At 38.3% G+C, this 23419-nt stretch carries 19 protein-coding genes; 15 read left to right on the forward strand and 4 right to left on the reverse strand.

All coding sequences use genetic code 11. From position 1 onward, the window contains the following. Positions 1–103: 103 nt before the first annotated feature. From DTK66_RS06245 to DTK66_RS06255, 3 genes are all read right to left on the reverse strand, one after another. Positions 104–994 (reverse strand): aldo/keto reductase, encoded by an 891-nt coding sequence (locus DTK66_RS06245; protein ID WP_191668112.1) that lies wholly within the window; start codon positions 992–994, stop codon positions 104–106. A gap of 100 nt (positions 995–1094) precedes the next feature. After that, positions 1095–2216 carry a glycoside hydrolase family 88/105 protein gene (locus DTK66_RS06250; protein WP_191668113.1) on the reverse strand — a complete coding sequence of 374 codons (1122 nt, stop codon included), beginning with the start codon at positions 2214–2216 and terminating at the stop codon, positions 1095–1097. Positions 2217–2234: 18 nt separating this feature from the next. Then, positions 2235–3515, reverse strand: a complete 1281-nt coding sequence (locus DTK66_RS06255) for a glycoside hydrolase family 28 protein (RefSeq protein WP_191668114.1) — start codon at positions 3513–3515, stop codon at positions 2235–2237. A 318-nt stretch (positions 3516–3833) separates the two neighbouring features. On the opposite strand from DTK66_RS06255, the gene DTK66_RS06260 reads away from it, so the two are divergent. From DTK66_RS06260 to DTK66_RS06320, 13 genes are all read left to right on the forward strand, one after another. After that, positions 3834–5393: an MFS transporter gene (locus DTK66_RS06260; protein ID WP_191668115.1), complete on the forward strand. Its 1560-nt coding sequence runs from the start codon at positions 3834–3836 to the stop codon at positions 5391–5393. A gap of 76 nt (positions 5394–5469) precedes the next feature. Then, a complete protein-coding gene (locus tag DTK66_RS06265) occupies positions 5470–6393 on the forward strand; it encodes a pectinesterase family protein (protein ID WP_191668116.1) in 924 nt (307 codons plus the stop codon). 137 nt (positions 6394–6530) lie between these two features. Beyond that, on the forward strand, positions 6531–7541 hold the full coding sequence (locus DTK66_RS06270; protein ID WP_191668117.1) for a LacI family DNA-binding transcriptional regulator: 1011 nt from the start codon (positions 6531–6533) through the stop codon (positions 7539–7541). A gap of 218 nt (positions 7542–7759) precedes the next feature. Next, on the forward strand, positions 7760–9226 hold the full coding sequence (locus tag DTK66_RS06275) for a glycoside-pentoside-hexuronide (GPH):cation symporter (protein ID WP_153929899.1): 1467 nt from the start codon (positions 7760–7762) through the stop codon (positions 9224–9226). Positions 9227–9272: 46 nt separating this feature from the next. Continuing rightward, positions 9273–10742 carry a glucuronate isomerase gene (gene uxaC, locus DTK66_RS06280; RefSeq protein WP_153929900.1) on the forward strand — a complete coding sequence of 490 codons (1470 nt, stop codon included), beginning with the start codon at positions 9273–9275 and terminating at the stop codon, positions 10740–10742. Positions 10743–10813: 71 nt separating this feature from the next. Next, entirely contained in the window at positions 10814–12025 is a 1212-nt protein-coding gene (locus tag DTK66_RS06285) for a condensation domain-containing protein (RefSeq protein ID WP_191668118.1), read from the forward strand. A gap of 209 nt (positions 12026–12234) precedes the next feature. Beyond that, positions 12235–12414 (forward strand): hypothetical protein, encoded by a 180-nt coding sequence (locus DTK66_RS06290; protein ID WP_191668119.1) that lies wholly within the window; start codon positions 12235–12237, stop codon positions 12412–12414. A gap of 284 nt (positions 12415–12698) precedes the next feature. Next, positions 12699–14120, forward strand: a complete 1422-nt coding sequence (locus DTK66_RS06295; protein ID WP_191668120.1) for a tagaturonate reductase — start codon at positions 12699–12701, stop codon at positions 14118–14120. Between the two features lie 4 nt (positions 14121–14124). Further along, positions 14125–15609, forward strand: a complete 1485-nt coding sequence (locus DTK66_RS06300; protein WP_191668121.1) for a UxaA family hydrolase — start codon at positions 14125–14127, stop codon at positions 15607–15609. Positions 15610–15621: 12 nt separating this feature from the next. Then, positions 15622–16503, forward strand: coding sequence for an aldose 1-epimerase family protein (locus DTK66_RS06305; RefSeq protein WP_191668122.1), 882 nt, complete (start codon positions 15622–15624; stop codon positions 16501–16503). A gap of 19 nt (positions 16504–16522) precedes the next feature. Then, a complete protein-coding gene (locus DTK66_RS06310) occupies positions 16523–17188 on the forward strand; it encodes a bifunctional 2-keto-4-hydroxyglutarate aldolase/2-keto-3-deoxy-6-phosphogluconate aldolase (RefSeq protein WP_153929910.1) in 666 nt (221 codons plus the stop codon). A 57-nt stretch (positions 17189–17245) separates the two neighbouring features. Beyond that, positions 17246–18751 carry a UxaA family hydrolase gene (locus DTK66_RS06315; RefSeq protein WP_191668123.1) on the forward strand — a complete coding sequence of 502 codons (1506 nt, stop codon included), beginning with the start codon at positions 17246–17248 and terminating at the stop codon, positions 18749–18751. A gap of 18 nt (positions 18752–18769) precedes the next feature. Continuing rightward, on the forward strand, positions 18770–19795 hold the full coding sequence (locus tag DTK66_RS06320; protein ID WP_191668124.1) for a sugar kinase: 1026 nt from the start codon (positions 18770–18772) through the stop codon (positions 19793–19795). Between the two features lie 53 nt (positions 19796–19848). On the opposite strand, the gene DTK66_RS06325 is transcribed toward DTK66_RS06320, so the two are convergent. Then, positions 19849–20532, reverse strand: a complete 684-nt coding sequence (locus DTK66_RS06325) for a GntR family transcriptional regulator (protein WP_191668125.1) — start codon at positions 20530–20532, stop codon at positions 19849–19851. Positions 20533–20680: 148 nt separating this feature from the next. Here DTK66_RS06325 and DTK66_RS06330 point away from each other — a divergent pair, with 148 nt between their 5' ends. Both DTK66_RS06330 and uxuA read left to right on the forward strand, forming a co-directional pair. Continuing rightward, positions 20681–22312, forward strand: coding sequence for a mannitol dehydrogenase family protein (locus DTK66_RS06330; protein ID WP_191668126.1), 1632 nt, complete (start codon positions 20681–20683; stop codon positions 22310–22312). A gap of 15 nt (positions 22313–22327) precedes the next feature. Further along, entirely contained in the window at positions 22328–23401 is a 1074-nt protein-coding gene (gene uxuA, locus DTK66_RS06335; protein WP_153930117.1) for a mannonate dehydratase, read from the forward strand. Positions 23402–23419 lie beyond the last annotated feature (18 nt).

The following is a 23419-nucleotide window of genomic DNA, read 5'->3' on the forward strand; positions in this document are numbered from 1 at the left end:
GTTAAATGAAGAGAATGTAATTAAATATTAAAGAGCTAAAAGCCGATTTAAAAGAAAAGAACGGCTATCCGAATGAGTCGATAACTGTTCTTTTTCATATATTCTAAAACGCTCCTGGCTTAGCGATATAATCATCGACACCATCGGGATTACCGGACCACTTGAACTTATCGTACCATATGGCATGTTTTTCTTGGTCCAATTGGTTAATCTGCTCCATCTCATCAGCAGATAATTCAAAATCAAAAATTTTAGCATTCTCACGCATTCTTTGTGGGTGCGTTGTCTTTGAGAGGATGATGAAACCTTGTTGAACTTCCCAACGAAGGATAACTTGAGCTGGGGTTTTATGGTGGTGTTCAGCAATCTTAGTAATGGTAGTATTTGATAAAAGTCGACCATTGCCAAGCGGAGACCATGCTTCAAGCTGAATACCTTTTTCGCGACAAAAATCGACAATTTCAGGCTGGTGGATGAGAGGATTAAATTCAATCTGATTTACAGCGGGAGCAACTTTGGCATGGTCAAGCAAATCCATCATTCGTTCAACATTAAAGTTACAAACACCAATTGCTTTAGCTTGTCCGTCAGCATAAATGTCCTGAAGTGCTCGCCAGCTTTCGTTGTATTTATCGTTAACCGGCCAATGTAGGAGGAGAAGGTCTACATAGTTAGTGTGAAGCTTTTGCAGCTGCTCGTTGAACGCTGTTCTTAACTTATCATAGTTACCTTGATCACCATTGAATATCTTTGTTGTCAAAAAAACGCTATTTCGACGGCGATTAGTTGCTGCCAATCCTTCTTGAATTCCGCGGCCAACAGCTTCTTCATTCCCATACTGTTTGGCAGTATCAATAAGCACATAATCATTTTCAAGAGCATCTTTTACCATTTGCCGAGTTTCGTTTAGCGAAGTTTTCCAAACGCCTAGACCGAGTTGAGGAATCAGTAGTCCATTGTTTAACTTAATTTTAGGTTGAAGATTGTGATTCATTTAATCGAACACTCCTTTCTGGTAATAATTATAACAGTTATTTATTACTTAGAATAAAAATAGCCACCCGACTAAAATAGGCCAGTGACTACTATATCGTTTAGTAATACTTGTACATTTCGTTTGCAAGCATGATGAAAGGTCCAGTACCTTTGTGATCATTAGCAACGATTGGTTCACTCATGTAATAAGCAAATGAACCATCTCGGTGATTGGGACCGCCTAAGCCACCAACATGAGCAATCTTGTTAATGTTAACATAGCCTTCGTTTGTAATGGAGATGAATTGTTTTAAGGCATTTTCCCATCCTTTGACTAAAAACTGTTGCCAATTATTCTTACTCAAATAACCCATCCGCAATGATTTTGCAATAGCATTAAGGATCATTAAACTTCCTGAAGACTCTAGGTAATTCATTGGGCGATCACTTTCGTCGGGAATTTGATACCAAAGATTAGTATTGGAATCAGCAACATTTCTTAATGCGTCCAAGAGACTATTAAGGTTTTGCAAAATTTGATCACGACCAGGGTTATCCTTAGGTAAATGTTCTATAACATCGGTCATTGCCATTACATACCAACCAATACTTCTTAACCAGAAATGAGGAGAATGTCCATTTTCCTTGTTTGCCCAATACATTTTTTTGGATTCATCGACAGCGTGGTAGCATAAACCAGTATTTTTATCTAAAGCAATTTCATATGATTTAAGGAATTGATGAATAACATCATCATATGAGGGACTAGCTTGAAAATTTTCTAAGTATTCGGCGTAAAAAACATCACCCATATATATACCATCAAGCCATACTTGATTAGGATAGCTATTTTTGTGCCAAAAAAGATTGCTTGAAGTTCTTGGTTGGTCCTGCAATTGAGAAAATTGTTTGTCCAATACTTTTTTATATTTTTCATCATTAGTCAGTTTATAAAGTCTTAGAAGGACCTTCCCGTTATTGATATCATCTAAGCGGAATAGGCTTGTATTGTAACCTTTTACATCGCCATTTGAGTTTATATAAGTATCAAAATAATGCTTAATATAGTTTAAATAAGAATTATTATGAGTTCGTTCAAAGACGTCCATGACACCATCTAACATTAAACCATCTTCGTACTCCCACTTGCCTTTTAGATTTACTTCTGGCTCTCGTTTTAATAACGTTTCAACCGTTTGTACTGCCCAGTCATCACTAGGCTTCCCATATTCTTTAATCATTATATATATCTCCTTTAATCATAAATTAAGCATTAAGTTTTCGTTAGCAGTATTATGAAATACTGCATTGTCATTGTTGTTAGAAATAATAATATTAGATAGTCTACAGTTTTTAGTATTTTCAATAAAGAAGCCTTTTTGTGACAACTTCGGTGCCTCGGCAAACATAGCAGGTTTTTTGGGAGAGCAGTTTGAATCAAGATAGAAGGAACTATTTGAAATACTTATATCTTCTATTGGCATTTCTGGTAAACCATAAATCAGGCCCACGCAAGACTGAATATGCATAACACTAAGTTGGGAAATACGAATATGCTTAATTGCTGGAGTTATTGCTGAGATAGGATAGGGATTCTTATCCCAGACAATTTTATCTTTTCCTTTTTCGCCACAGAAGTAATAAAGGTTCATTACGATGGGGCAAAGAACATTATCCATTGTAATATTAGTAATTGTAATATTTTCAATAGTACCGCCTCTACCACGACGAGTTTTGAATCTAATACCACGATCGGTATTTGTAAAAGTACAATTACTGATGGTAACATTACGAATGTCACCGCTCATTTCGCTCCCGAAAACTACTCCGCCGTGACCATAAAGCATATTACAATTTGAAATAACAATATTTTCGCAAGAAATCTTTTGAAATGCATCTTCTGTCCCAGCTTTTATTGCAATACAATCGTCTCCAACATCAAATACGGAGTTAACAATCCGGAGATTATGACAAGATTCAGGATCGACGCCATCGGTGTTAGGAGAATCAAAAGGATTTTTTACAGAAATTCCGTCAATTAAGCAATCGTTACAATCAAAAGGATGTAGTGTCCAAGATGGTGAATTAATAAATTGCAAATCTTTTATTTTAATTCGCTGTGAGTGCTCAATTGAAAGAAGATAAGGGCGCGCATGATCGACCTGTTTGTTCTTTTCGTGAAATTCTTTCCACCAAGAAAACCCATTTCCATTAATAACTCCTGAACCATCAAGAATAACATCACTGACTTGATCAGCAAAAAGGCAGGCTCGATATAAAGAAGTTTCTTTTCCTTCCCACCTAGAGGTAATAACTGGATAATAATGACGGTCATCGGAAAATACTAACTTTGCATCAGCTTCAACTGTTAAATGCAGATTACTGCAAAGCTGAAGTGATCCAGTGTAAAAAGTTCCCCCAGATAATATCAAGTGACCACCACCACTACTTTTTAATTGATCAATAGCTCTTTGAACATAGTATTTATCGTCGTTTTGGGAATTAGCCGAAAGCAATATTGGTTTTCCATTATCAACCATTTTTTAGCCTCCATGATTTTACCGTTAACATTAAATTTTAATAAAGCGCTTTCATAACTATTGTAAATAATTGATCATAGTATGTCAATTTTAGTTTAAATAATACGATAAAATATTTTTATAATTGCCAATACGTTGATATAAAGGGGATTGAAGTGCATTTTTAGAAAACGCTTCCATAAATTCATTGATTAACAAATGCAATAGTTGTATATTGAAGTCGTAGATGTTAACGATAACATTTATATTTCCTTATTCCATATTTCCTTATTCAGTTTCTGCAATTATTTTTTGTTTTCTCATTATGGAGGGATAAATATGGCTTCAAACGGGTCTGCTGCTAGTTCGCCGTCTGGCAAACATAAAATTACAATTATTACAAAGCTCGGTTATGGTTTTGGTAACTTTATTGGGGGCGGAGCATTATCAATTTCTTCTGCGTGGTTACTGTTCTTCTATACTACTTTTTGTAATCTTCCAGTTTGGGAAGGAACATTAATCTTTACAATCGGTACTTACCTAGATGTTATTGAAAATCCACTCATGGGTTATATTACTGATAACTTTAATAACACTCATATTGGTAGAAAGTTTGGTCGACGTCGATTCTTTATTCTTTTATCAGTGCCATTAATGTTTTGGTATCCACTGTTATGGCAAACAGGTAAGTCATTTGCGTATTACTTGATTACTTATTTGATTTATGAATGGTTCTATACTATGTTTAATGTTCCATTTAAGACGTTACCAGTTGAAATGACTAAGGATTATACTGAACGTTCACAACTGACAGGATTTATGTCAGTCTTTGGTAAAGTTGCTGGTTTTGTAACTTCTGCATTACCAGGGGTATTCTTTGTCTTAATGGGAAAGAATAATCCACATTCTTATCAGATGGCCGTTTTGACATATGCTGCTGTAATGGCTCTAGCGGCTCTATGTGTATACCTTGTTACTTGGGAATTACCAGTAGATGCAGTTAAATCTGAACATGTTAAAGGTTTCTGGGACGGATTTAAAAAGATTTTTGTCGACATTATTTCAACTATGCGTAATAAGAGTTTCCGTTGGCATATCGGAATGTATGCATTTGGTTTCGGTGGCGAATGGCTCTTTGCTGCTACTAATACATACTTCTTTATCTTTGTATTAGCACAAACTAATGTCTTTGTTTCAGAGATTAATTCAATTAATAATATTTTACAATTGATTTCAACATTCTTTATTATGTGGATTTTTGCAAAATACGGAAAAGCTTCAAAGCCTTATATGCTAGCGTTAACTACAGTTATTATTTCAATGATTGCTTGGTGTTGCGTATGGTTTGCTGGTGCAACATCAATGACTTGGTTGATTTTTGCTATTAGTATCGTTTATGGTCTTGGTACTGGTGCTGTTTATTACATTCCATGGGCTAATTATTCGTACATGGCTGATGTGGATGAAGCAATTACGAATCGACGTCGTGAAGGAATTTATTCTGGTGCTATGACTATGATGGGTAAAATTATGCGTGCTACTATTATGCTTATCTTAGGCTTTGTTCTTTCAGAAACTGGTTTTGTTAAAGGGCGTGCAACTCAACCGTTAAGTGCTCAATGGGGAATTGTTTTGATTCTCTTAATTGGTGTTTGTGGTCTTGAACTTCTTGGTATTTGGAGTTCTAAACACATGCATGTCAACCGTGATACGCTGAAGATCTTAAATGATGAAACAAAGCGTCGCCATGAAGGTGGCAAGCCAGAAGATGTGGATCCAAAGACTAAAGCAGTTGTAGAAGATCTTACTGGATTTAAGTATGACCAATGTTATGGGAACAATAATGTCGGTTACCAAGAGAAGCCGGATCCTGTTGATCAAGTTTCCCCTACTCATTAGTTCAAAACGAAATTTAAGCCAATAAAAAGTTGAGTTGACGAGAAAACTCAACTTTTTTATTACTTGAGGTGGGACCATGAAAATAATTAATATTTTTCCTAATCAGAATATTCAAAGTGTATTAAATCAATTTCAAAACGAAATTGTATCATCAGAAGAAACGATTATTAATATTTATGCAGGGATTTACAATCAACGTGTCCATATTATTGGTCAAAATCTTAATATTTTGGGGCACGGGATTGTTGTTATTAATAATAATTTAGGTGCTAAGCAATTAGGCCATAATAAAACATTTTATACTGCTACGCTCTTGTGTGAAGGAGACAATATAAAAATAACCAACTTATGTATTTCTAATAATGCGGGATTAGGCAGTGAAGTTGGGCAATCTGTTGCATTATATTTAAATGGCGACAATATCTGCTTAGATCATTGTACAGTACTTTCTTACCAAGATACGCTCTGTTTGGGACCCGTAATTCAGGTTAATAGGGATCGATCGGTCACCAGTACTCCAGTAAAAAATAAGCAACTGAAAAAGGCAAGATATGTTTTTCAAAGATGTACTATTCAAGGGAATATTGACTATATCTTTGGTGGAGGCAGTGCTATCTTCAGGATGTGCACTATAAATAGTCTTTTTAGTGATGGGGGTGAAAGTTATCTTTGTGCACCATGTACTGAGCAATTAAGGGAGTATGGATTTATTTTCTATCAGTGTACTGTTAATAGTGAAAACAGCCAGCAAGATAATTATTTGGGTCGGCCATGGAGAGAGTTTGCAAAAGCTTGGTTTATTAGTTGTGAAATATCAGCAAACTTACTTGCCAACGGTTGGCATTATTGGGGTAATGACCCGCTTTCGGTGCAAAATGCTGATTTCAGAGTTTATCAGGCTAATGGGAAGATCGTTAGTCAACGATGGGCAATGTCTTCTAATAATCTTGATAAAAAATTAATTAATTCGATTCAAAGATATTTTAATATTATTCTTTAATAATTATAAAAAATGCACACGTGAATATTGATGCGAAACTTACTCTTATAGCAAGATAACTGTCTTTTATATTGTTAAATAGTGTCATTATTTGCTATTATTTACATTAATAGATCATTTGAATGAAGGGATATCTAATGAATGATAAAGTTACAATAAAAACAATTGCCAAAATCGCAAACGTTTCTCACACTACTGTATCACGGGCGCTGAATGATAGCCCCTTAGTAAAAGAGAAAACTAAAAAGGAAATTCGTGAAATCGCGGAACGCCTGAATTATTCACCAAATTTAAATGCTAAAGCGTTAGTAGAGCACCGTTCCTTTATTATTGCAGTCTACTTTACAGACCTAAACAGTGGGACATCACCGAGCTTTATGTCGGAAATGCTGCATCAGATAAAAGAAATGCTGCCTAAGGGATACGAGATTGCGGTGGACAGCTTTGCAAGTTTGCGTCAATCAAAGCAGGCAATTAATTTAAGATTCGATGGAGCCTTAGTTGTTAGTCAGTCTTCCTCGGATGATATTTACATTGAACAATTGGCAAAAACAGGAAAACCGATTGTAATCTTAAATCGAAAGGTTGAGCGGACGGATCTTTTTAATTATGCTTCGGATGATTATTCTGGGACGGTAATTGCCGTTGAATACTTGTTACGAATGGGACATCAAAAAATTGGAATTATTTCTGGTAAAGAGGAGTTTACATCCTCTCAAAATCGGTTAGCCGGTTTCTTAGATACCTTACAAAAACATAATATTTCTCGTAATAATGATTGGATAGTAGCAGGAGATTATAGTGTAAAGTCAGGTTATGATGCAATGGAAAAAATCCTAAATTCAGGTGACCTGCCAACATGTATATTTGCATCCAATGATGATATGGCAATGGGAGCAATGCGAGCGTGCGAAGATTATGGTTTTAATGTTCCTAATCAAATTTCGTTTATGGGCTTTGACGATAGTTCTTATTCTAACTATTGTATTCCGCGCCTCACGACAATCAAAAAGCCAATGCGTGAAATTACAAACAATGGAATTAAAATATTAAATGATCTAATTAACAATAAAAGTCCTAAAACAGTGCAATCAATGAATATAAAGCCGTCATTAGTTGTTCGGGAGTCAGTAAAAAAACTGAATTAGTTCTTTTTTTCACAAAAATTGTTAACGTTTTCAAAAAGATGTGGTATTATAAAGTTGTTAAGGAAATCGCTTTCAAGAAAGAGCGATGAAATGTCCTTAGCGATTGCAATCATTCTCAGTAATTACTGTTTAGAAGTTGTGAAAGAGCAGCTTTTAATTTTATAGATAAATGTTCACGTGTGCGTTTTGCTCTTTGTAAATTAAGGGAGGTCATATCGTTGGATACCACATCTGTTAAAGACGCTACTGCCAATGATCATAAAGTTGAAAAGACGGATAACTTTAATAAACAAATTCCTACTCATCAGAAGGTTTTTTATGGCTTTGGTGATTTTGGTAACGGTTTTATGTTTGACTTGGGTCAGGCTTATCTGACTAAGTTCTGGATTGATGCAGCTGGGATTGGTGCTGGTGCTGTTGCCGGAATCTTTGCCTTTACTAAGATTTTTGATGCATTCATGGATCCGATTGCTGGTTCTTTTGTTGATGGACGAAAAAATATTGGTAAACGTGGAAAGTTCCGTCCGGTAATGATGGTTTCTGCAATTATTCTTGGTATTATGACGGTTATCACGTTTACCATGCCGATGGGGTTAACGACCACACAAAAGATAATTTATGCTTATGCTGTTTACATGATTTGGGGTGTTGTTTACTCATTTACTAACGACCCATATGGTTCGCTAGCGTCGGTTATGTCGCGAAACCCGCAAGACCGAAGCTTTATGGCTACCACTCGTCAAGTTGGTTCTGTCGGGGCCCAGTTCATTGCGGGAGTTGCTTTTATTCCATTAATGGAACTAGTTGGCGGCGGCATGAGTAGTAAAGACCAACTTCATGGTTACTTCTTTGCTGCTGCGGTGTTTGCTGTGATTGGGGTTGCAATGTTTGCTGTTTGCTACTTTGGGACAAAAGAAAACGTTAAGGTTCACCGGGATAAGAATGCTAAGCGTGAAGGCTTCAAGGATTACATTAAGGTTGTCTTTACTAATGGTCCGCTTGGTGCATTAATTTTAATGACATTGTTCACGATTTCAGCCATGAATACCAACAATCAAATGATGGTCTTCTATGCCCAATATAACTTAGGTAACATTGGTTTGCAGCCAGTTATTAATGCTGTAATGATGGGCTGCTCAATTGTCGGTGTCTTTATGATTCCAGCATTAACAAAACGTTTTGGTCAAAAACGGACTGCCATGTGGTCATTTGTTGTTGGGGCAATTGCTAACATCTTAAACTTCTTCTTACCAAGCAACGTAATTACTTTTATTGTCTTAGTTACTATTGGTTATACTGCTTTAGCGATTCCTAATGGGATTACTTGGGCCATGGTTTCCAACGCAATTGATTATGGTGAATGGCATACGGGAATGCGTAAGGAAGGTATTACCTATGCTGCCTTTAACTTCTCTCGGAAGATCGCACAGTCAATTGCTGCCTTAGTAAGTGCAGGTGTATTAGCAGTTACCGGTTATGTAGCTAATGCGCACCAGACTGCCCGGACATTACAAGGGATTAAGGCTGCAATGACGCTTTACCCTGGATTCTGTTTAATTATGGCCGCTATTATTATTGGTTTCTTATATAAGATTAGCGATAAGAAGTTTAAGCAAATTGCGACCGACCTTGATAATGGTAAATGGGAACATGGTGTTATTGGTGATGAAGACGTTAAGGACTAGGTTAATTTATTTTTGATGTAAGATAAGGATTAGAGGAGGAACAATCATGACATTACTTGATAGAGATTTCTTGCTGACTAATGAATGGGGTAAAAAGTTATTCTTTGACTATGCAAAAGACATGCCAATCATCGACTTTCACTGTCATTTAAATCCGGAAGAAATCTATGAAAACAAGAATTATGAAAATATTACGCGAGTATGGATTAATGAAGACCACTATGGTGACCACTACAAATGGCGGTTAATGCGGGCTAACGGCGTACCTGAGGAATTAATTACGGGTGATGCTGATGATTATGAAAAGTTCTTAGCTTGGGCAGGGACGATTGAAAAGGCGGTTGGTAATCCAGTTTATGAATGGACCCACCTTGAATTGCGGCGTTTCTTTGGAATTGATGAACCGTTGACCCGCAAGAATGCTCCTGAGGTTTGGAAGAAAGCAAATGCTTTGCTTCAAACTGACGACTTTAAGCCCCGTAACCTTATTAAGCTTTCTAACGTTAAGGCTGTCTGCACGACTGATGATCCGGCATCAGACCTTCATTACCACAAGCTCTTGAAGAAAGATGAACGGGAAAATGGCTTCCGAACATTACCTGCGATGCGTCCTGATAATTTAATCCAGATTAACAAGCCAACATTTGCTGAATATCTTAAGAAGCTAGGCAAAGCCTCTGGTATCGAAATCAACTCCTTCCGTGACTTAATTAAGGCAATGGATCAACGTTTCCAATACTTCAATGATATGGGTGGCCGTCTTTCAGATCATTCTCTGCTTACTTATCATTATGCTGAAGCTACTGATGATGAACTTGATGCTATCATGAAGAAGGCCGAAGCAAACGAAGAAGTAACAGGGATTGAATATGACAAGTGGCTTACGATGTTCCTTGAAGAAATGATGAAACTCAATACCAAGTATAATTGGACAATGCAGTTCCACATTAATTCAATCCGGGATCTTAACCACCCAATGTTTAAGCAGCTTGGTCAAGATACAGGTTATGATGCAATGGGAACCCAACCAGATATTGTTTCGCATATGCAGCAACTTTACACCAAGATGCGTGATACTAATGATATTCCAAAGACAATCTTCTATTCCTTAAATCCCAATGATTGGATGCAACTAGTTACATTAATGGGATGCTTCCTTGAAGGCGGTAAGCAACGGATGCAATTGGGAGCCGCTTGGTGGTTCAATGATACTGCTGAAGGTATGACGACTCAATTACGTGATTTTGCGCAACAAAGTCTTTTGCCTAATTTTGTCGGGATGTTAACTGATTCACGGAGTTTCCTTTCATACCCTCGTCATGAGTACTTCCGTCGAGTATTATGTAACTTTATTGGGAACTTAGTTGAACAGGGACGGGCACCTGAAGACAAGAAGTATCTTGGTAAGATTGTTCAAGATATTGCTTATAATAATGCATATGAATACTTTGGATTCTTCGATGATGCTACACCAGAAGAGCTATTTACTAAGCACGAAAATCCATTTCAATATTAAAATTTAAGAACAATTAGGGGCGATGGCGGTAATGTCATGGCTCTTTTTTGATTAGAAGGAGGAAGTAGACAATGAGATACCCAGGGGAACCACTAAATATCTTACATACAATCGGATTAAAAGAATTATACCCACTTATTCGTATTAGTTTTGTAGTGGATCGTCACTTTAAGGTGGAGCGGTTTAAAAAGGCAATCATGCAATGTAATAAAGTTGTTCCGGAGCTTTTCTCAAAATATGTGCTTGAAGACAATTCGTTTGTTCCAGTGACGGATGATTTGGAGGGCGTCTTATTTATTGGGCTTGATCCTGATATTGATAGTGAACGCTGGGACTTGTTTGCAGATCCGCAATTACGAGTCTATCTAAATAAGACAATAGACAGTTATCATATTGTTATTTATCTTAGTCATATTTTGACTGACGGAGCGGGGGCCAAGCAATTTCTGTACTTACTAGCCAAAGCATATAATATCGGGAAAATTGACGTGGTGAACCATCAAGACATTGATTGGTTGCGGCAATTACTTAAAGAACACCCCGTTAAAGCTAATCCGCAAGTAGATCATCCGACCCAGCCATTAACGATGCCTGCGCTTATGAGTGATCAAGGGAAACGGCGGCGGACACTAACTTTTAGATTAAGCAAGGAGGAGACAAAACAATTACATCAGGCAGCGCACCGTCAAAATGTGACCTTAAATGATCTTTTTATGGCAGCGTTTGGTCAAGCTGTTCAGCGTTATTCTAATACTGATGAAATAGCGTTAGCATGTCCAACAGATATGCGCCAATTTATTCCTAATCAGGAACAATTACGGATAGCTAATCATACGTCCCGATATAATATTGCAGTCAAATCTGATTTACAACAGCCATTTGAAACCGTAGTAGCAGCCGTTCATCAAGCAATGACAAAGAATAAACGGGAATTTCAATGTTTCCAGTCAATCAAAGAGTTGATTGGTAAATATGATCATTACACACTTAATGAACTTCAGCAAATTGTTGAAACAAACTATCACGTTCGATCCATTTCGTATACTAATTTTGGCGTTATTGATTCGCAACGGTTTGCTTTTACTGGGTGCGCTCTGACAGATTTTGCAATGCTGGGAACTTATCGTCAATACCCCATGTTCCAAGTTGCCGTTAGCACTTATAATGGCCAGATTAATTTGTCCTTTGCAATGGTTGGCAATGATACAGCAGAGCGAATGGGACGGGCGGTTATACTAACAATGCATGACTTACTGTGTGAGTATATTTTGAAATTTAAGTAGAGTGGGCCAGAACAAGCTTAATTGACTAATCCGATGAAAGCGTTTATACTACTAGTATACTAATATATCAGTTAAATGTTAGTATCTAGTTTGACTTAGTTAAATATACAAATCCTCTTGCATCATAATAGATATGTAGTAGAATATTGGTTGTTATTTTAGTGTTCACGTGAACACTAAAGACCAAAAGTGTGAGAGGAGAGACTTTGATGAGTCTTGTTAAGAGTTTTGTTGTTGTTATTATTGCTAGTATTCTTTTGGCAGGGTGTGTCAAGGCTAGTTCAATTTATACGACTAGTCAGAATAGCACCAGCCATAACTTAAATCAGCAAATGATTAATATTGTAACAAAAAATAAAGAGTTAATTGATTATCAATTAACTAAATAGCGAAAACCATTAATAGACCGGCGTCAACGTTGGTCTTATCTTTTGAATCGACTTGATCAATCCTAAACAAACTCTGGATTGCTATTGAAATTTTCACGTTAACATTCTATAATACAGTTAGATTGATAGCGCATTCATGGGGTGCTGTAACCATAGTAATGAGTACGTATTCAATAGACCAGCTTGGTTTGCAAGTTAGTGCACATCATCCTCTCACAGGTATGGCTGAATTTAGCAAATTGAACTGATTGAACAGTAGCTAATTTGATTTGGAGGGTTTTAGGATGGAAAGTCTAAATAACAGTTTTCGCAAGTTGCCACAATATCCCAATAAGGTTATTCAATTTGGTGAAGGGAACTTTTTACGTGCATTCATTGATTGGCAAATTCAACAAATGAATAAGCAAAATTTATTCAAGGGCGGAGTACAAATTGTTCAACCGCTACCAACTGGTCGAGTGAAGGAACTTGATGAACAAGATGACCTTTATACCGTATTACTTGAAGGAATTTTGAACGGAAAGAAAATCCAAAGCCACGAAATCATTGAGTCCGTTAACGGGACGGTTAATCCTTATACAGAATACGATAAGTACATGGCTTTAGCTGAAGATGACAACATTGAAGTTATCTTTTCTAACACGACTGAAGCAGGGATTGCATTTGATGAAAACGATACTCGTGAAAAAATTCAAAATGGCGAAAAGAGTTCATATCCTGCAAAGCTGACTGCTTTACTTTATCATCGCTTTGAACTTGGCAAGAAAGGTTTTCACATTATTCCGTGTGAATTAATTAATCATAATGGTGACGCCTTAAAGAAGACTATCTTACAATACGCTGATCTCTGGGGGCTTGGCCAAGAATTTATTGATTGGATTAATAAAGATAATGAATTCTATTCCACATTAGTTGATCGGATTGTCCCAGGATACCCACGTGACCGCGCTGCCGACTTAGAAGAGGAATGGGGATATAAAGACAAAAACATGGTTAAAACAGAACCATTCTTGATCTTTGTTATTGAAGGCAATAAGGATATTGAAAAAGTATTACCGCTTAAAGAGGCAGGAATTAACCTTGTTGTGACTGATGATATGCAGCCATACCGTAACCGAAAAGTATCGATTCTTAATGGCCCGCATACTACAATGTCACCAATTGGCCGTTTGGCTGGGTTACAAACAGTTGGTCAGGTAATGGCTGATAAGGATTTTTACCAATTTATTGATGATGAAATGCATAAGGAAATTATTCCAGTTGTTCCATTACCAAAAGAAGAATTGGAAAGTTATGCTAAAGGGATTCAAGAACGTTTTGAGAATCCATATGTTAAGCACCAATTAAGTGCTTTAGCCCTCAATAGTATCTCAAAGTATCGTGCACGGTTATTACCAAACTATAAGCGTTATTACGAAAAGTATGGCAAGCTTCCTCAGCGGATGACGCTTGCATTAGCTGCCTACCTTTGGATTTATAACGGTAAGTCAGAATTTGAAATTAATGATACCGCTGATATCGTTGATGGTTTCGCAAAGATTCAGGGCACAGATGATTATATTCATGCCGCCCTTTCTAACCCTGATTTTTGGGGTGAAGATCTTACTAAGATTCCAGGACTGGAAGACTTAGTAACCAAGTATTACAACGAAATCGGAAAAAAGGGAACGCGTGAAATCGTTCAAGAAATTAACGCAGAGGAGTAATTTTATGAAAAAGCTACTTATCTTAAACCCTAATGATAACGTGGCCGTTGCGACCGTTAATCTTCCTGCCCAAACAGTTGTTGAAGTTAAGAATAAAAAAATTGTTATTAATAATGATGTTCCTGTTGGTAATAAAGTAGCTTTAGCCAATTTACAAAGCGGGGCTAATATCATTAAATTTGGTCAGCCAATCGGACACCTGACAGCTGATGTAATTCCTGGTTCACTGGTTAATAAACAAAATCTTGCAACAAATCAGACCAATGAAATAAATGGCAAGGTTAGTGAAGCTTTTGATATTCCCAACCTTAACCGTAAAACTTTTATGGGCTACCGACGCAAGAATGGAAAAGTTGGGATTCGTAATGATCTCTATATTGTACCAACAGTTGGATGTATTACACCGTTAATGGATGTGATGGTTCAACAGTTTAAGGCCAAGCATCCTGACAATGGTTCTTTTGATAATATTATTTTGCTTAAGCATCCATACGGTTGTTCGCAATTAGGTGATGATTTTGAACAAACTCGCCATATCCTCTGTGATGCAGTATTACATCCAAATGCAGGTGGGGTGCTAGTATTTGGCCTTGGCTGTGAGAATAACCAAATGGCGGGGATGAAAGCTGAAATTAAGCAAATGGCTGGAATTGATAATCAACGAATGAAGTTCCTTGTTGCGCAAGAAGTAAAGGATGAATTCGCAAATGCCCAGCAAATGCTAGAAGAATTGAATACGGCCGCCGCTAATGATCAGCGGGTCCCGGTACCTTTGAGTGAGTTAAAGGTCGGATTGCAGCGGGTACGGCCTGATGGCATGAGTGTATTTACAGCTGACCGCTTAATTGCCGATGCTGCCAGTTATATTACGGCCAATGATGGAACGGTAGCATTAGCGGGAATTCCGACATTAGCTGGAGCAGAGAAGGAAATCATTGCTCGGGCATCGGATAAGCAAGCTGCCGCACGGGTGACGACGATCTTTAATAATTTTAAGCATTATTATGCTCACTTTGATTCGCAAATGGAAAAGGTTCCTGATGATGCAGAAGACCATATTGGGATTTCAACTGCTGAAGAACGGGGACTAACCCTTTTGCGCCTTGCGGGAAAGGGTCAAGTTACTACTGGTTTGCCTTATGGTCAAAAGATAACAAGCAATGGAATTAACTTAATTGAAAGTCCTGATAATGACCTTATTGATTCATCGGCGGAAGCTTCTGCCGATTGTCAAATGATGATTGTTAGTACCGGTAAGGGAACCCCATATTCAACTTATGTTCCAACAATTAAGGTTGCTTCTAATTCGGCTCTGGCGGAAAAGAAGAACCGCTGGGTTGACTTTGATGGTGAAAAAGCAGCAAATGACCCTAACGGTAGTGCAGAACTCGTTAACTTTATCATTGATGTTGCAAATGGCACTAAGACCAATAATGAAAAATCAGGTCTTCATGGTTTAGCGATTTTTAAGATTGGTGTTACCGAATAATGGAGGATTAACATGCAAATTATTGAAAATAAAGAGTTTCGAGCAGAAATCGATGAGCATGGTGCGCAATTGACCCACCTTATTAATAAGGCAGCTGGCTTTGATTATATATGGAACGGTAAGGAATGGGGGAAGCATGCGCCAGTTCTTTTTCCAGCAATCGGCCGCTCTAATAATGATGAATATGTATTAAATGGTCAGACATATTCTATGCCCCAACATGGTTTTGTGTCAGATGAAGATTTTACCGTTGTTAATCATGAACGGAATATCCTTACTTTAGGATTACGGGCCAATGATAAAACCAAGGAAATGTATCCTTTTGATTTTGAATTAAAAATCACGTTTACCCTGCTTAGCACAGGCTTATCACTTAGTTTTGACGTTAATAATCATTCTGATGCAATAATGCCATTTTCTCTTGGTTCTCATCCGGCATTTAATGTGCCAATTAATGGCGTTGGTAAGTTTGATAATTACCGGGTTGAATTTAGCGGCCCTGAGGATGCGTTGAACGTTGCTGAGATTGTCAAAACACCAGCACCATACCGAACTGGCAACCAGGAACAGTTAACTAATTCCAACGGCAACCTGTTTGAATTAAACTATGAAACATTTAAACCAGGGCTACGGATTATTACCAATCCAGGAGTAAAGAGTATCCGGCTCTTCTCACCATTAACTAGTCATCAAATTCAACTAGATATTGATCAATTTAATAATGTTTGCTTATGGACAAAGGAAGATGAAGATTGCCCGTTCTTATGTATTGAACCATTCAACGGCTTACCTGATATACTTGGCGAACCAGTTGATTGGATGAACAAGGAAGGTAATTTATTCCTGCCGCCAAACAGTTCACAAGTATATCAATATGAAATGCGTCTATCATAAAAAAGGAGATTATTTAATTATGTTACCAAAATTTGAAGCCTTAGAAGCTGTTAAAAATGCTGGTGTTGTAGCTGTTGTTCGTGGACGAAGCGAAGAAAATTCATATAAAATTTCAAAAGCTAGTATTGAAGGCGGCGTGAAGGCAATTGAATTAGCCTTCACTTCCCCTAATGCCGATGTAACGATTAAGCGCCTTAGTGAAGAATATGCGGATGATTCATCGGTTGTTGTGGGGGCGGGAACGGTACTTGACCCGGCAACTGCTCGAATGGCAATGATTGCTGGCGCCAAGTTTATCGTTAGTCCTTCTTATAATGAAGAAGTTGCAGAATTATGTAACCTTTACTGCGTTCCATATATGCCTGGGTGTTTTACGCCGAGTGAAGTACAAAAGGCGCTAAGTACTGGTGCCGATGTGATCAAGATTTTCCCTGGTGCAATTGCTACTCAAAAGATGATTCCGGAATTACAAGGTCCATTTCCGCAAGCTAATATCATGCCTAGTGGCGGAGTGTCCCTTGATAACATGGCTGAATGGTTTAAAGCAGGGGCATTTGTTGTCGGCGCTGGTGGTAGTTTAGTTGGCCCTGGTGCTGATGGTGATTATGCTCAGGTAAAGGAAAATGCGCAAAAGTTTCATGCAGAATTTGAACGGATTCAAAAAGCGGGCATGGGACAAAACTAGATTGGACAAGAGGCAGATTTAATAAGCTTCTTGACGATAAGAAGGAGTTTGATACTAGTGAATAATTTTATTATTCTCGATGATCATGATGTTGTCGCCGTTGCCCTCCAAGATATAAAAAAGGGGTCTGTTCTGCATACAAAGCGCCACGGGGATGTGATCGTTTTGGAAGATATCACGCGTGGGCATAAAATTGCGCTTGAAGATATTGCTGAAGGTGAAGACATTATTAAGTACGGGTATCCAATTGGTCATGCAACGAAAGCTATTAAGCGTGGTGAACATGTGCACGTTAACAATCTAGCAACCAATTTATCCGGTGAATTGCAGTATCACTATGATCCGATCGAAATAAAATCCAAAGTAAAAAAAGATCAACGGACTTTTATGGGCTACCGACGGCCTAATGGAAAGGTTGGGATTCGTAACGACCTCTATATTATTCCGGTAGTAGGTTCCGTTAGCGAGACTCTGGACCCGCTTGTTGAGCAATTCAAAGCGCTTCACCCTGATAATGGCAACTTTGATAATGTAATTCCATTAAAACATACGTATGGTTTTGACACGCCCGAAGATAATTATAAACACGCGCGCAAGATTCTTGTTGATGCTGCATTACAACCTAACGCTGGTGCCGTCCTTATCTGCGGGCTAGACTGTGCTGATGATAGTGAATTGGAGAAGATGAAGCAGGAGTTAGTTGCCACTGCCGGTCCAATTAATACGCAACGGATTAAGTTTCTCTCGTCTGCTGACAGTGAAGATGAACTTGCAGATGGACTGACGATGTTGGAGGAACTGAATAATGCGGTGGCTGATGATCAGCGGACACCGCAACCATTAAGCGAATTAAAAATTGGCTTAAAGTGTGGGGGCTCAGATGGCCTATCCGGGGTTACAGCTAACCCGTTGCTTGGGCGGCTCTCTGATTTTGTCGATGCTCAAGGCGGAACAACTGTTTTATCAGAAGTGCCAGAAATGTTCGGTGCAGAACAGATTTTAATGTCGCGAGCACGGGATAAAGCGACATTTGACAAGATTGTTAACCTAATTAATAATTTCAAAGCATATTTTGAAAGTTTTCATCAACCAATCTATGAGAATCCGTCACCAGGTAATAAGGCTGGTGGGATTTCAACCTTGGAAGATAAGTCGTTAGGCTGTACTCAGAAGTCTGGTTCGTCAGCAGTAAATGATGTTTTGCAATATGGTGATAAGTTGAAGACAAAGGGATTGAACCTATTACAGGCACCTGGCAATGACCTAGTATCATCATCAGCAGAAGCCTCGGCTGACTGCCAGATGGTATTATTTACGACTGGGCGTGGTACCCCATTTGCTACCTATGTACCAACCGTAAAAGTTTCTTCAAATTCTTATATTGCTAACTTAAAGCCACGGTGGATAGATTTCGATGCTGGCCGATTAATGAATGAGTCAATGGATGATTTAGCAGATGAATTCATTCAGTTCATTATTGACGTTGCTAGCGGTAAAAAAACGAATAATGAAAAATATAACGTTCATGGTATCGCAATTTTTAAGACTGGTGTTACTGAATAGTAAAAGGGGTGACATGTGATGAGTAAAATTGTAACTTTTGGAGAAATGATGATGCGACTGAAGCCAACAGCTAAAAAGCGGATGTTGCAAGCAGACCAATTTGATGCCAATTACGGTGGATCAGAAGCAAATGTAGCCGTTTCACTAAGTCTTTTTGGCGATTCAGCAGCTTTTGTATCAAAATTTCCTAAAAATGTGTTAGGCCAAGCAGCCAAAGATAAACTTCGTGAATATGGCGTTGATACCTCATTGCTTCAATATGGCGGTCCACGTCTCGGCCTTTATTTCTTTGAAAAGGGGGCTAGTGTGCGGGCGACGAAGGTTACTTACGATCGAGCAGGCAGTTCGTTTGCTACTTCAAAGAGTGACGAATACGACTGGCCAACCTTGCTTAAAGGCGCTGATTATTTCTACTTTAGTGGGATTACGGCTGCTCTATCTGAAGAAATGCGAAAGACAATTTTAAATGCTTGTGAGTATTGTAAGGAACACGGGATTAAAGTTGCCTGTGACCTTAATTTCCGAGGAAAGCTCTGGACAACAGCAGAAGCACAGGCCTACATGAAGCAAATTATGCCGTACCTGACTGTCTGCATTGCTAATGACGAGGACTTTGAACAGAGCCTTGGTATCTATGCTTTTGATGGTGATATGTCACGGGGAATTGAGCAAAAAGATACCTTTATTAACGGGATGCAGGAAATTATTAAGCGGTATCCAAATATCAAGGTTATCGCAAGCGTACTGCGGAATATTCAGTCTGTTGATAAGTCAACATGGATGGCGCTAATGATTAAAGATGGTCAGATTTATGAGAGTCCAGCATATGACATCAATGTACTAGAAGGTGTCGCAGGTGGGGATGCTTTCGGTGCAGGATTAATGCACGGAATATTAAATGATAATGATCCGCAAGAAACGATCGATTACGCCATCGCAGCTAGTGTTCTCAAACTAACCGTTCTTGGTGATCTAAATATTTCGACAAAAGAAGATGTTGAAGCTGTTATGAAGGGCGGCGCGGGGACTCGCGTATCGCGCTAAAAATAAAAATACATTCAGTGAGCAAGCTTAATTAGCCCATTGAATGTATTTTTTTAGTCGATATTTGAAAAATAATCGGGAAATGAATTGATAAGTGATTCCTCTTCGTCTAACATCCGGTGCATATGATTAGCAGTTAAGCGGTCAGCTTCATTAACGTCATTAGCTTTAATTGCATCATAGATTGCTTCGTGCTCTTCGATTAATCCTTGCCAGGAAAGTTTTTGGATTTTAAGCCGCAAAAAACGAAAACGATTAAACTGGATGTTGATCTTTTTAAGCCAATCCCATACCCGTTGATGGTTAGTAAGCTTGTAAAAGTACTCGTGAAAGATGTCATCACTGTCTAAGAAAGCAGGAAAATCATCATTTTCACGGGTCCTTTTTTCATTTTCAATAATTCGGTCCAAGTCAGCAAGCTGTTCGGCAGTTAATTTGAGGGTTGCAGCCTCTCGCATAATCCGCCGTTCGACACTAGCACGAACGAAACGCGCGTCTAATACATCCTTTAAGTCGATTTTTGAAATGTAAGTTCCCGACTGGGGAATGACATTGATAAGTCGCTCTTGTCGTAACTGTAACAGTGCTTCTCTAACTGGCGTCCGACCAATTTGTAGGTCATCTTCTATTTTCTTTTCAGAGATTTTTTGACCAGGTTCATATTCGGCATCAATAATCTTTTTTAAGATGATGTCATAAGCTTGTCCAGTCAAATCATTTCGTGAGTAATTAGGCATTGTTATAACGTCCTTTCTAACATTTTTATTATAACGTTTTTGATTACTAAATTGCAATTTCTGATAATACATTGACAAATCTTATGAAAGCGTTTACTATAAAGACAACTGATATATTAGTATATTACTTAGAAAGGAAGCGCTGTTAATGGTGAAATTAACTGATGATTACCTTAATGACCCGACACCATTTAAAAAAGCAGGTGTTACTGTTCCACATTTTGATCAAAATAAATTGATTGAACACACCAAGGAAGCACCTGTTTGGGTTCATTTTGGCGGTGGTAATCTCTTTCGCTGTTTTCACTCGGTTATTGCCCAAGAATTAATAAATAAAGGTGAAATGGATAGTGGGATTATCGTTGCTGATACTTATGATGATGAAGTTATTAATAATGTTTACAAGCCGTATGAGAACCGCTTTTTATCAGTGGTAATGAAGAAAGATGGTTTTGATAAAGAGTTAGTAGCGAGTGTTGCTGACAGTATTTACGCTAACAGTAAAAATAAACCGGGGCTGAAGGCGTTAAAGGAAATTTTTAGTAATCCTTCACTGCAATTCGCAACATTTTCAATTACAGAAAAGGGTTACAGCTTAACGGATATGAATGGCAACCTAACAGAAGGTGCCGACCATGATATTAAAAATGATCCTGACACCGCTGTTACTAATATGGGGGTTATTGCCAACCTGTTGCTAGCTCGTTATAAGGCTGGCGCGTTCCCGATTGCGATGGTTAGCACGGATAATTTCTCGCAAAACGGGAAGAGATTAGAAGAGGCCGTTCTATTGATTGCTAACGGCTGGGTAAAAAATGGCTTGGTTGACCAAGCTTTTGTTGAGTATCTCAGTGACCCGACGCAGGTATCATTCCCATGGAGTATGATTGATCGCATTACACCAAACCCATCAGAAGAAGTCTCAAAAGAACTTGTCGCTGATGGAATTGAAGATGCTGCAATCATCCATACAGATAAGCATACTAATATTGCTCCGTTTGGAAATACTGAGGAAACACACTACCTCGTGATTGAAGATAGTTTTCCAAATGGTCGGCCAAAGCTTGAAGATGCAGGCGTCTTAATGACAGACCGCGAAACGGTTAATGACGCTGACCAAATGAAGGTTACTGCCTGTTTGAACCCGCTTCATACTTCGTTAGCAATTTTTGGCTGTCTGCTTGATTTTCATGCTATTTCTGATGAAGCAACGGATACCGATTTACTTAAGATGATTAAGAATCTTGGCTATGGGGAAGACTTACCAGTCGTTAAGGATCCCGGAATCATTAACCCGAAAGAGTTTATCGATACGTTAATTGAAAAACGGTTGCCGAATAAAAATATTCCGGACACACCACAACGAATTGCTACGGATACATCGCAAAAGGTTGGTATTCGTTACGGGGTTACTCTTCAACATTATGTTGATGATCCACAACTCGATCCGGCGCAACTTGAGTTTATTCCAATGATAATTGCAGGCTGGTGTCGGTACCTGATGGCGGTGGATGACAAGGGTAATTCATTTATCCCAAGTCCAGATCCCCTATATGAACAATTACATGATTATGTTAAAGACATTAGGCTTGGGGATGCGGATGTTGACGTACATGCTAAATTGCAGCCAATTTTAAGTAATAAGTCAATTTTTGGTAATGACCTCTATGAAATCGGTCTTGGTGACAAAGTTGAAGACTACTTCAAACAAATGATTACCAAACCAGGGGCTGTGCGCGAAACAATTCATCGGACAGTTACTGAAAAAGGAAAATATTAGAAGAAGGAAAATAAAATGAAAAATATGGGATTTCGCTGGTATGGCGATAATAATGACTCCATTAAATTGTCAGATATTCGCCAAATTCCAGGGACAACACAAGTAGTTGGTGCACTATTTGATATTCCGGTTGGTGAGGTATGGCCAAAGGAACGAATTGCTGCATTAAAACAAGAAGTTGAAGACGCCGGATTGAAGCTTGAAGTCATTGAATCAGTTAATATTCATGATGACATTAAGATTGGTCTTCCTAGTCGTGATAAATATATTGAAAATTATAAGGAAACTATTAAGAACTTAGCCGCATACGGGATTAAGGTTATTTGTTACAACTTTATGCCAATTTTTGACTGGGTGCGGACAGACCTTCATTATCCGTTGCCAGACGGCTCAACAGACATGGCGTTTCAGCATAAATACGTTGAAGGGTCACCGGAAGATATTATTAAATCGGTCGAAAAGAATTCTAATGGATATGTTCTTCCGGGATGGGAACCTGAACGGTTAGCGGAAGTTAAACGTCTATTTGAAGCTTACAAGGATGTTGATGAACAGAAATTGCGTGAAAACCTAAAATACTTCTTAGATGCAATTATTCCAACCTGTGAAAAATATGATGTGCGGATGGCAATGCATCCTGATGATCCGCCAATGCCATTATTTGGTTTACCACGGATTTATAAGAATAGGGAAGATATGCTCAAAATTGAGCAAATGCATGAATCGAAATATAACGGTTTTACTATCTGTACTGGAAGTCTTGGCGAAAATCCAAATAACGATGTTCCAGCCATTATTCGCGAATTTGTTAAGAAAGACCGTGCACCTTTTATTCATGCCCGCAATATTAAATTCATGGGTAATGGCGACTTCCACGAGTCCGCACACTTATCTTCAGAAGGATCATTAGATATGTATGAAATCATGAAAGCCTTGTATGACACCGGCTTTGACGGTTACATTCGTCCAGACCATGGTCGTGATATTTGGGGTGAAAAAGGTCGTCCAGGATATGGACTATATGACCGCGCGCTTGGAATTACCTATTTGAATGGTCTTTGGGAAGCGATTACAAAGGAGAATAAGTAGGTAAAATAGGACACAAAG

The sequence above is a fragment of the Limosilactobacillus walteri genome (genome assembly GCF_014830205.1).
GTDB lineage: Bacteria > Bacillota > Bacilli > Lactobacillales > Lactobacillaceae > Limosilactobacillus > Limosilactobacillus walteri.

Excerpts from the sequence above, each read along its gene's own strand:
- DTK66_RS06295 (WP_191668120.1), top strand. The coding sequence starts at position 12,699 with ATGGAAAGTCTAAATAACAGTTTTCGCAAGTTGCCACAATATCCCAAT.
- DTK66_RS06285 (WP_191668118.1), top strand. The coding sequence starts at position 10,814 with ATGAGATACCCAGGGGAACCACTAAATATCTTACATACAATCGGATTA.
- uxaC (WP_153929900.1), top strand. The coding sequence starts at position 9,273 with ATGACATTACTTGATAGAGATTTCTTGCTGACTAATGAATGGGGTAAA.
- uxuA (WP_153930117.1), top strand. The coding sequence starts at position 22,328 with ATGAAAAATATGGGATTTCGCTGGTATGGCGATAATAATGACTCCATT.
- DTK66_RS06325 (WP_191668125.1), bottom strand. The coding sequence starts at position 20,532 with ATGCCTAATTACTCACGAAATGATTTGACTGGACAAGCTTATGACATC.
- DTK66_RS06305 (WP_191668122.1), top strand. The coding sequence starts at position 15,622 with ATGCAAATTATTGAAAATAAAGAGTTTCGAGCAGAAATCGATGAGCAT.
- DTK66_RS06320 (WP_191668124.1), top strand. The coding sequence starts at position 18,770 with ATGAGTAAAATTGTAACTTTTGGAGAAATGATGATGCGACTGAAGCCA.
- DTK66_RS06300 (WP_191668121.1), top strand. The coding sequence starts at position 14,125 with ATGAAAAAGCTACTTATCTTAAACCCTAATGATAACGTGGCCGTTGCG.
- DTK66_RS06265 (WP_191668116.1), top strand. The coding sequence starts at position 5,470 with ATGAAAATAATTAATATTTTTCCTAATCAGAATATTCAAAGTGTATTA.
- DTK66_RS06255 (WP_191668114.1), bottom strand. The coding sequence starts at position 3,515 with ATGGTTGATAATGGAAAACCAATATTGCTTTCGGCTAATTCCCAAAAC.
- DTK66_RS06330 (WP_191668126.1), top strand. The coding sequence starts at position 20,681 with ATGGTGAAATTAACTGATGATTACCTTAATGACCCGACACCATTTAAA.
- DTK66_RS06310 (WP_153929910.1), top strand. The coding sequence starts at position 16,523 with ATGTTACCAAAATTTGAAGCCTTAGAAGCTGTTAAAAATGCTGGTGTT.
- DTK66_RS06260 (WP_191668115.1), top strand. The coding sequence starts at position 3,834 with ATGGCTTCAAACGGGTCTGCTGCTAGTTCGCCGTCTGGCAAACATAAA.
- DTK66_RS06270 (WP_191668117.1), top strand. The coding sequence starts at position 6,531 with ATGAATGATAAAGTTACAATAAAAACAATTGCCAAAATCGCAAACGTT.
- DTK66_RS06290 (WP_191668119.1), top strand. The coding sequence starts at position 12,235 with ATGAGTCTTGTTAAGAGTTTTGTTGTTGTTATTATTGCTAGTATTCTT.
- DTK66_RS06250 (WP_191668113.1), bottom strand. The coding sequence starts at position 2,216 with ATGATTAAAGAATATGGGAAGCCTAGTGATGACTGGGCAGTACAAACG.
- DTK66_RS06245 (WP_191668112.1), bottom strand. The coding sequence starts at position 994 with ATGAATCACAATCTTCAACCTAAAATTAAGTTAAACAATGGACTACTG.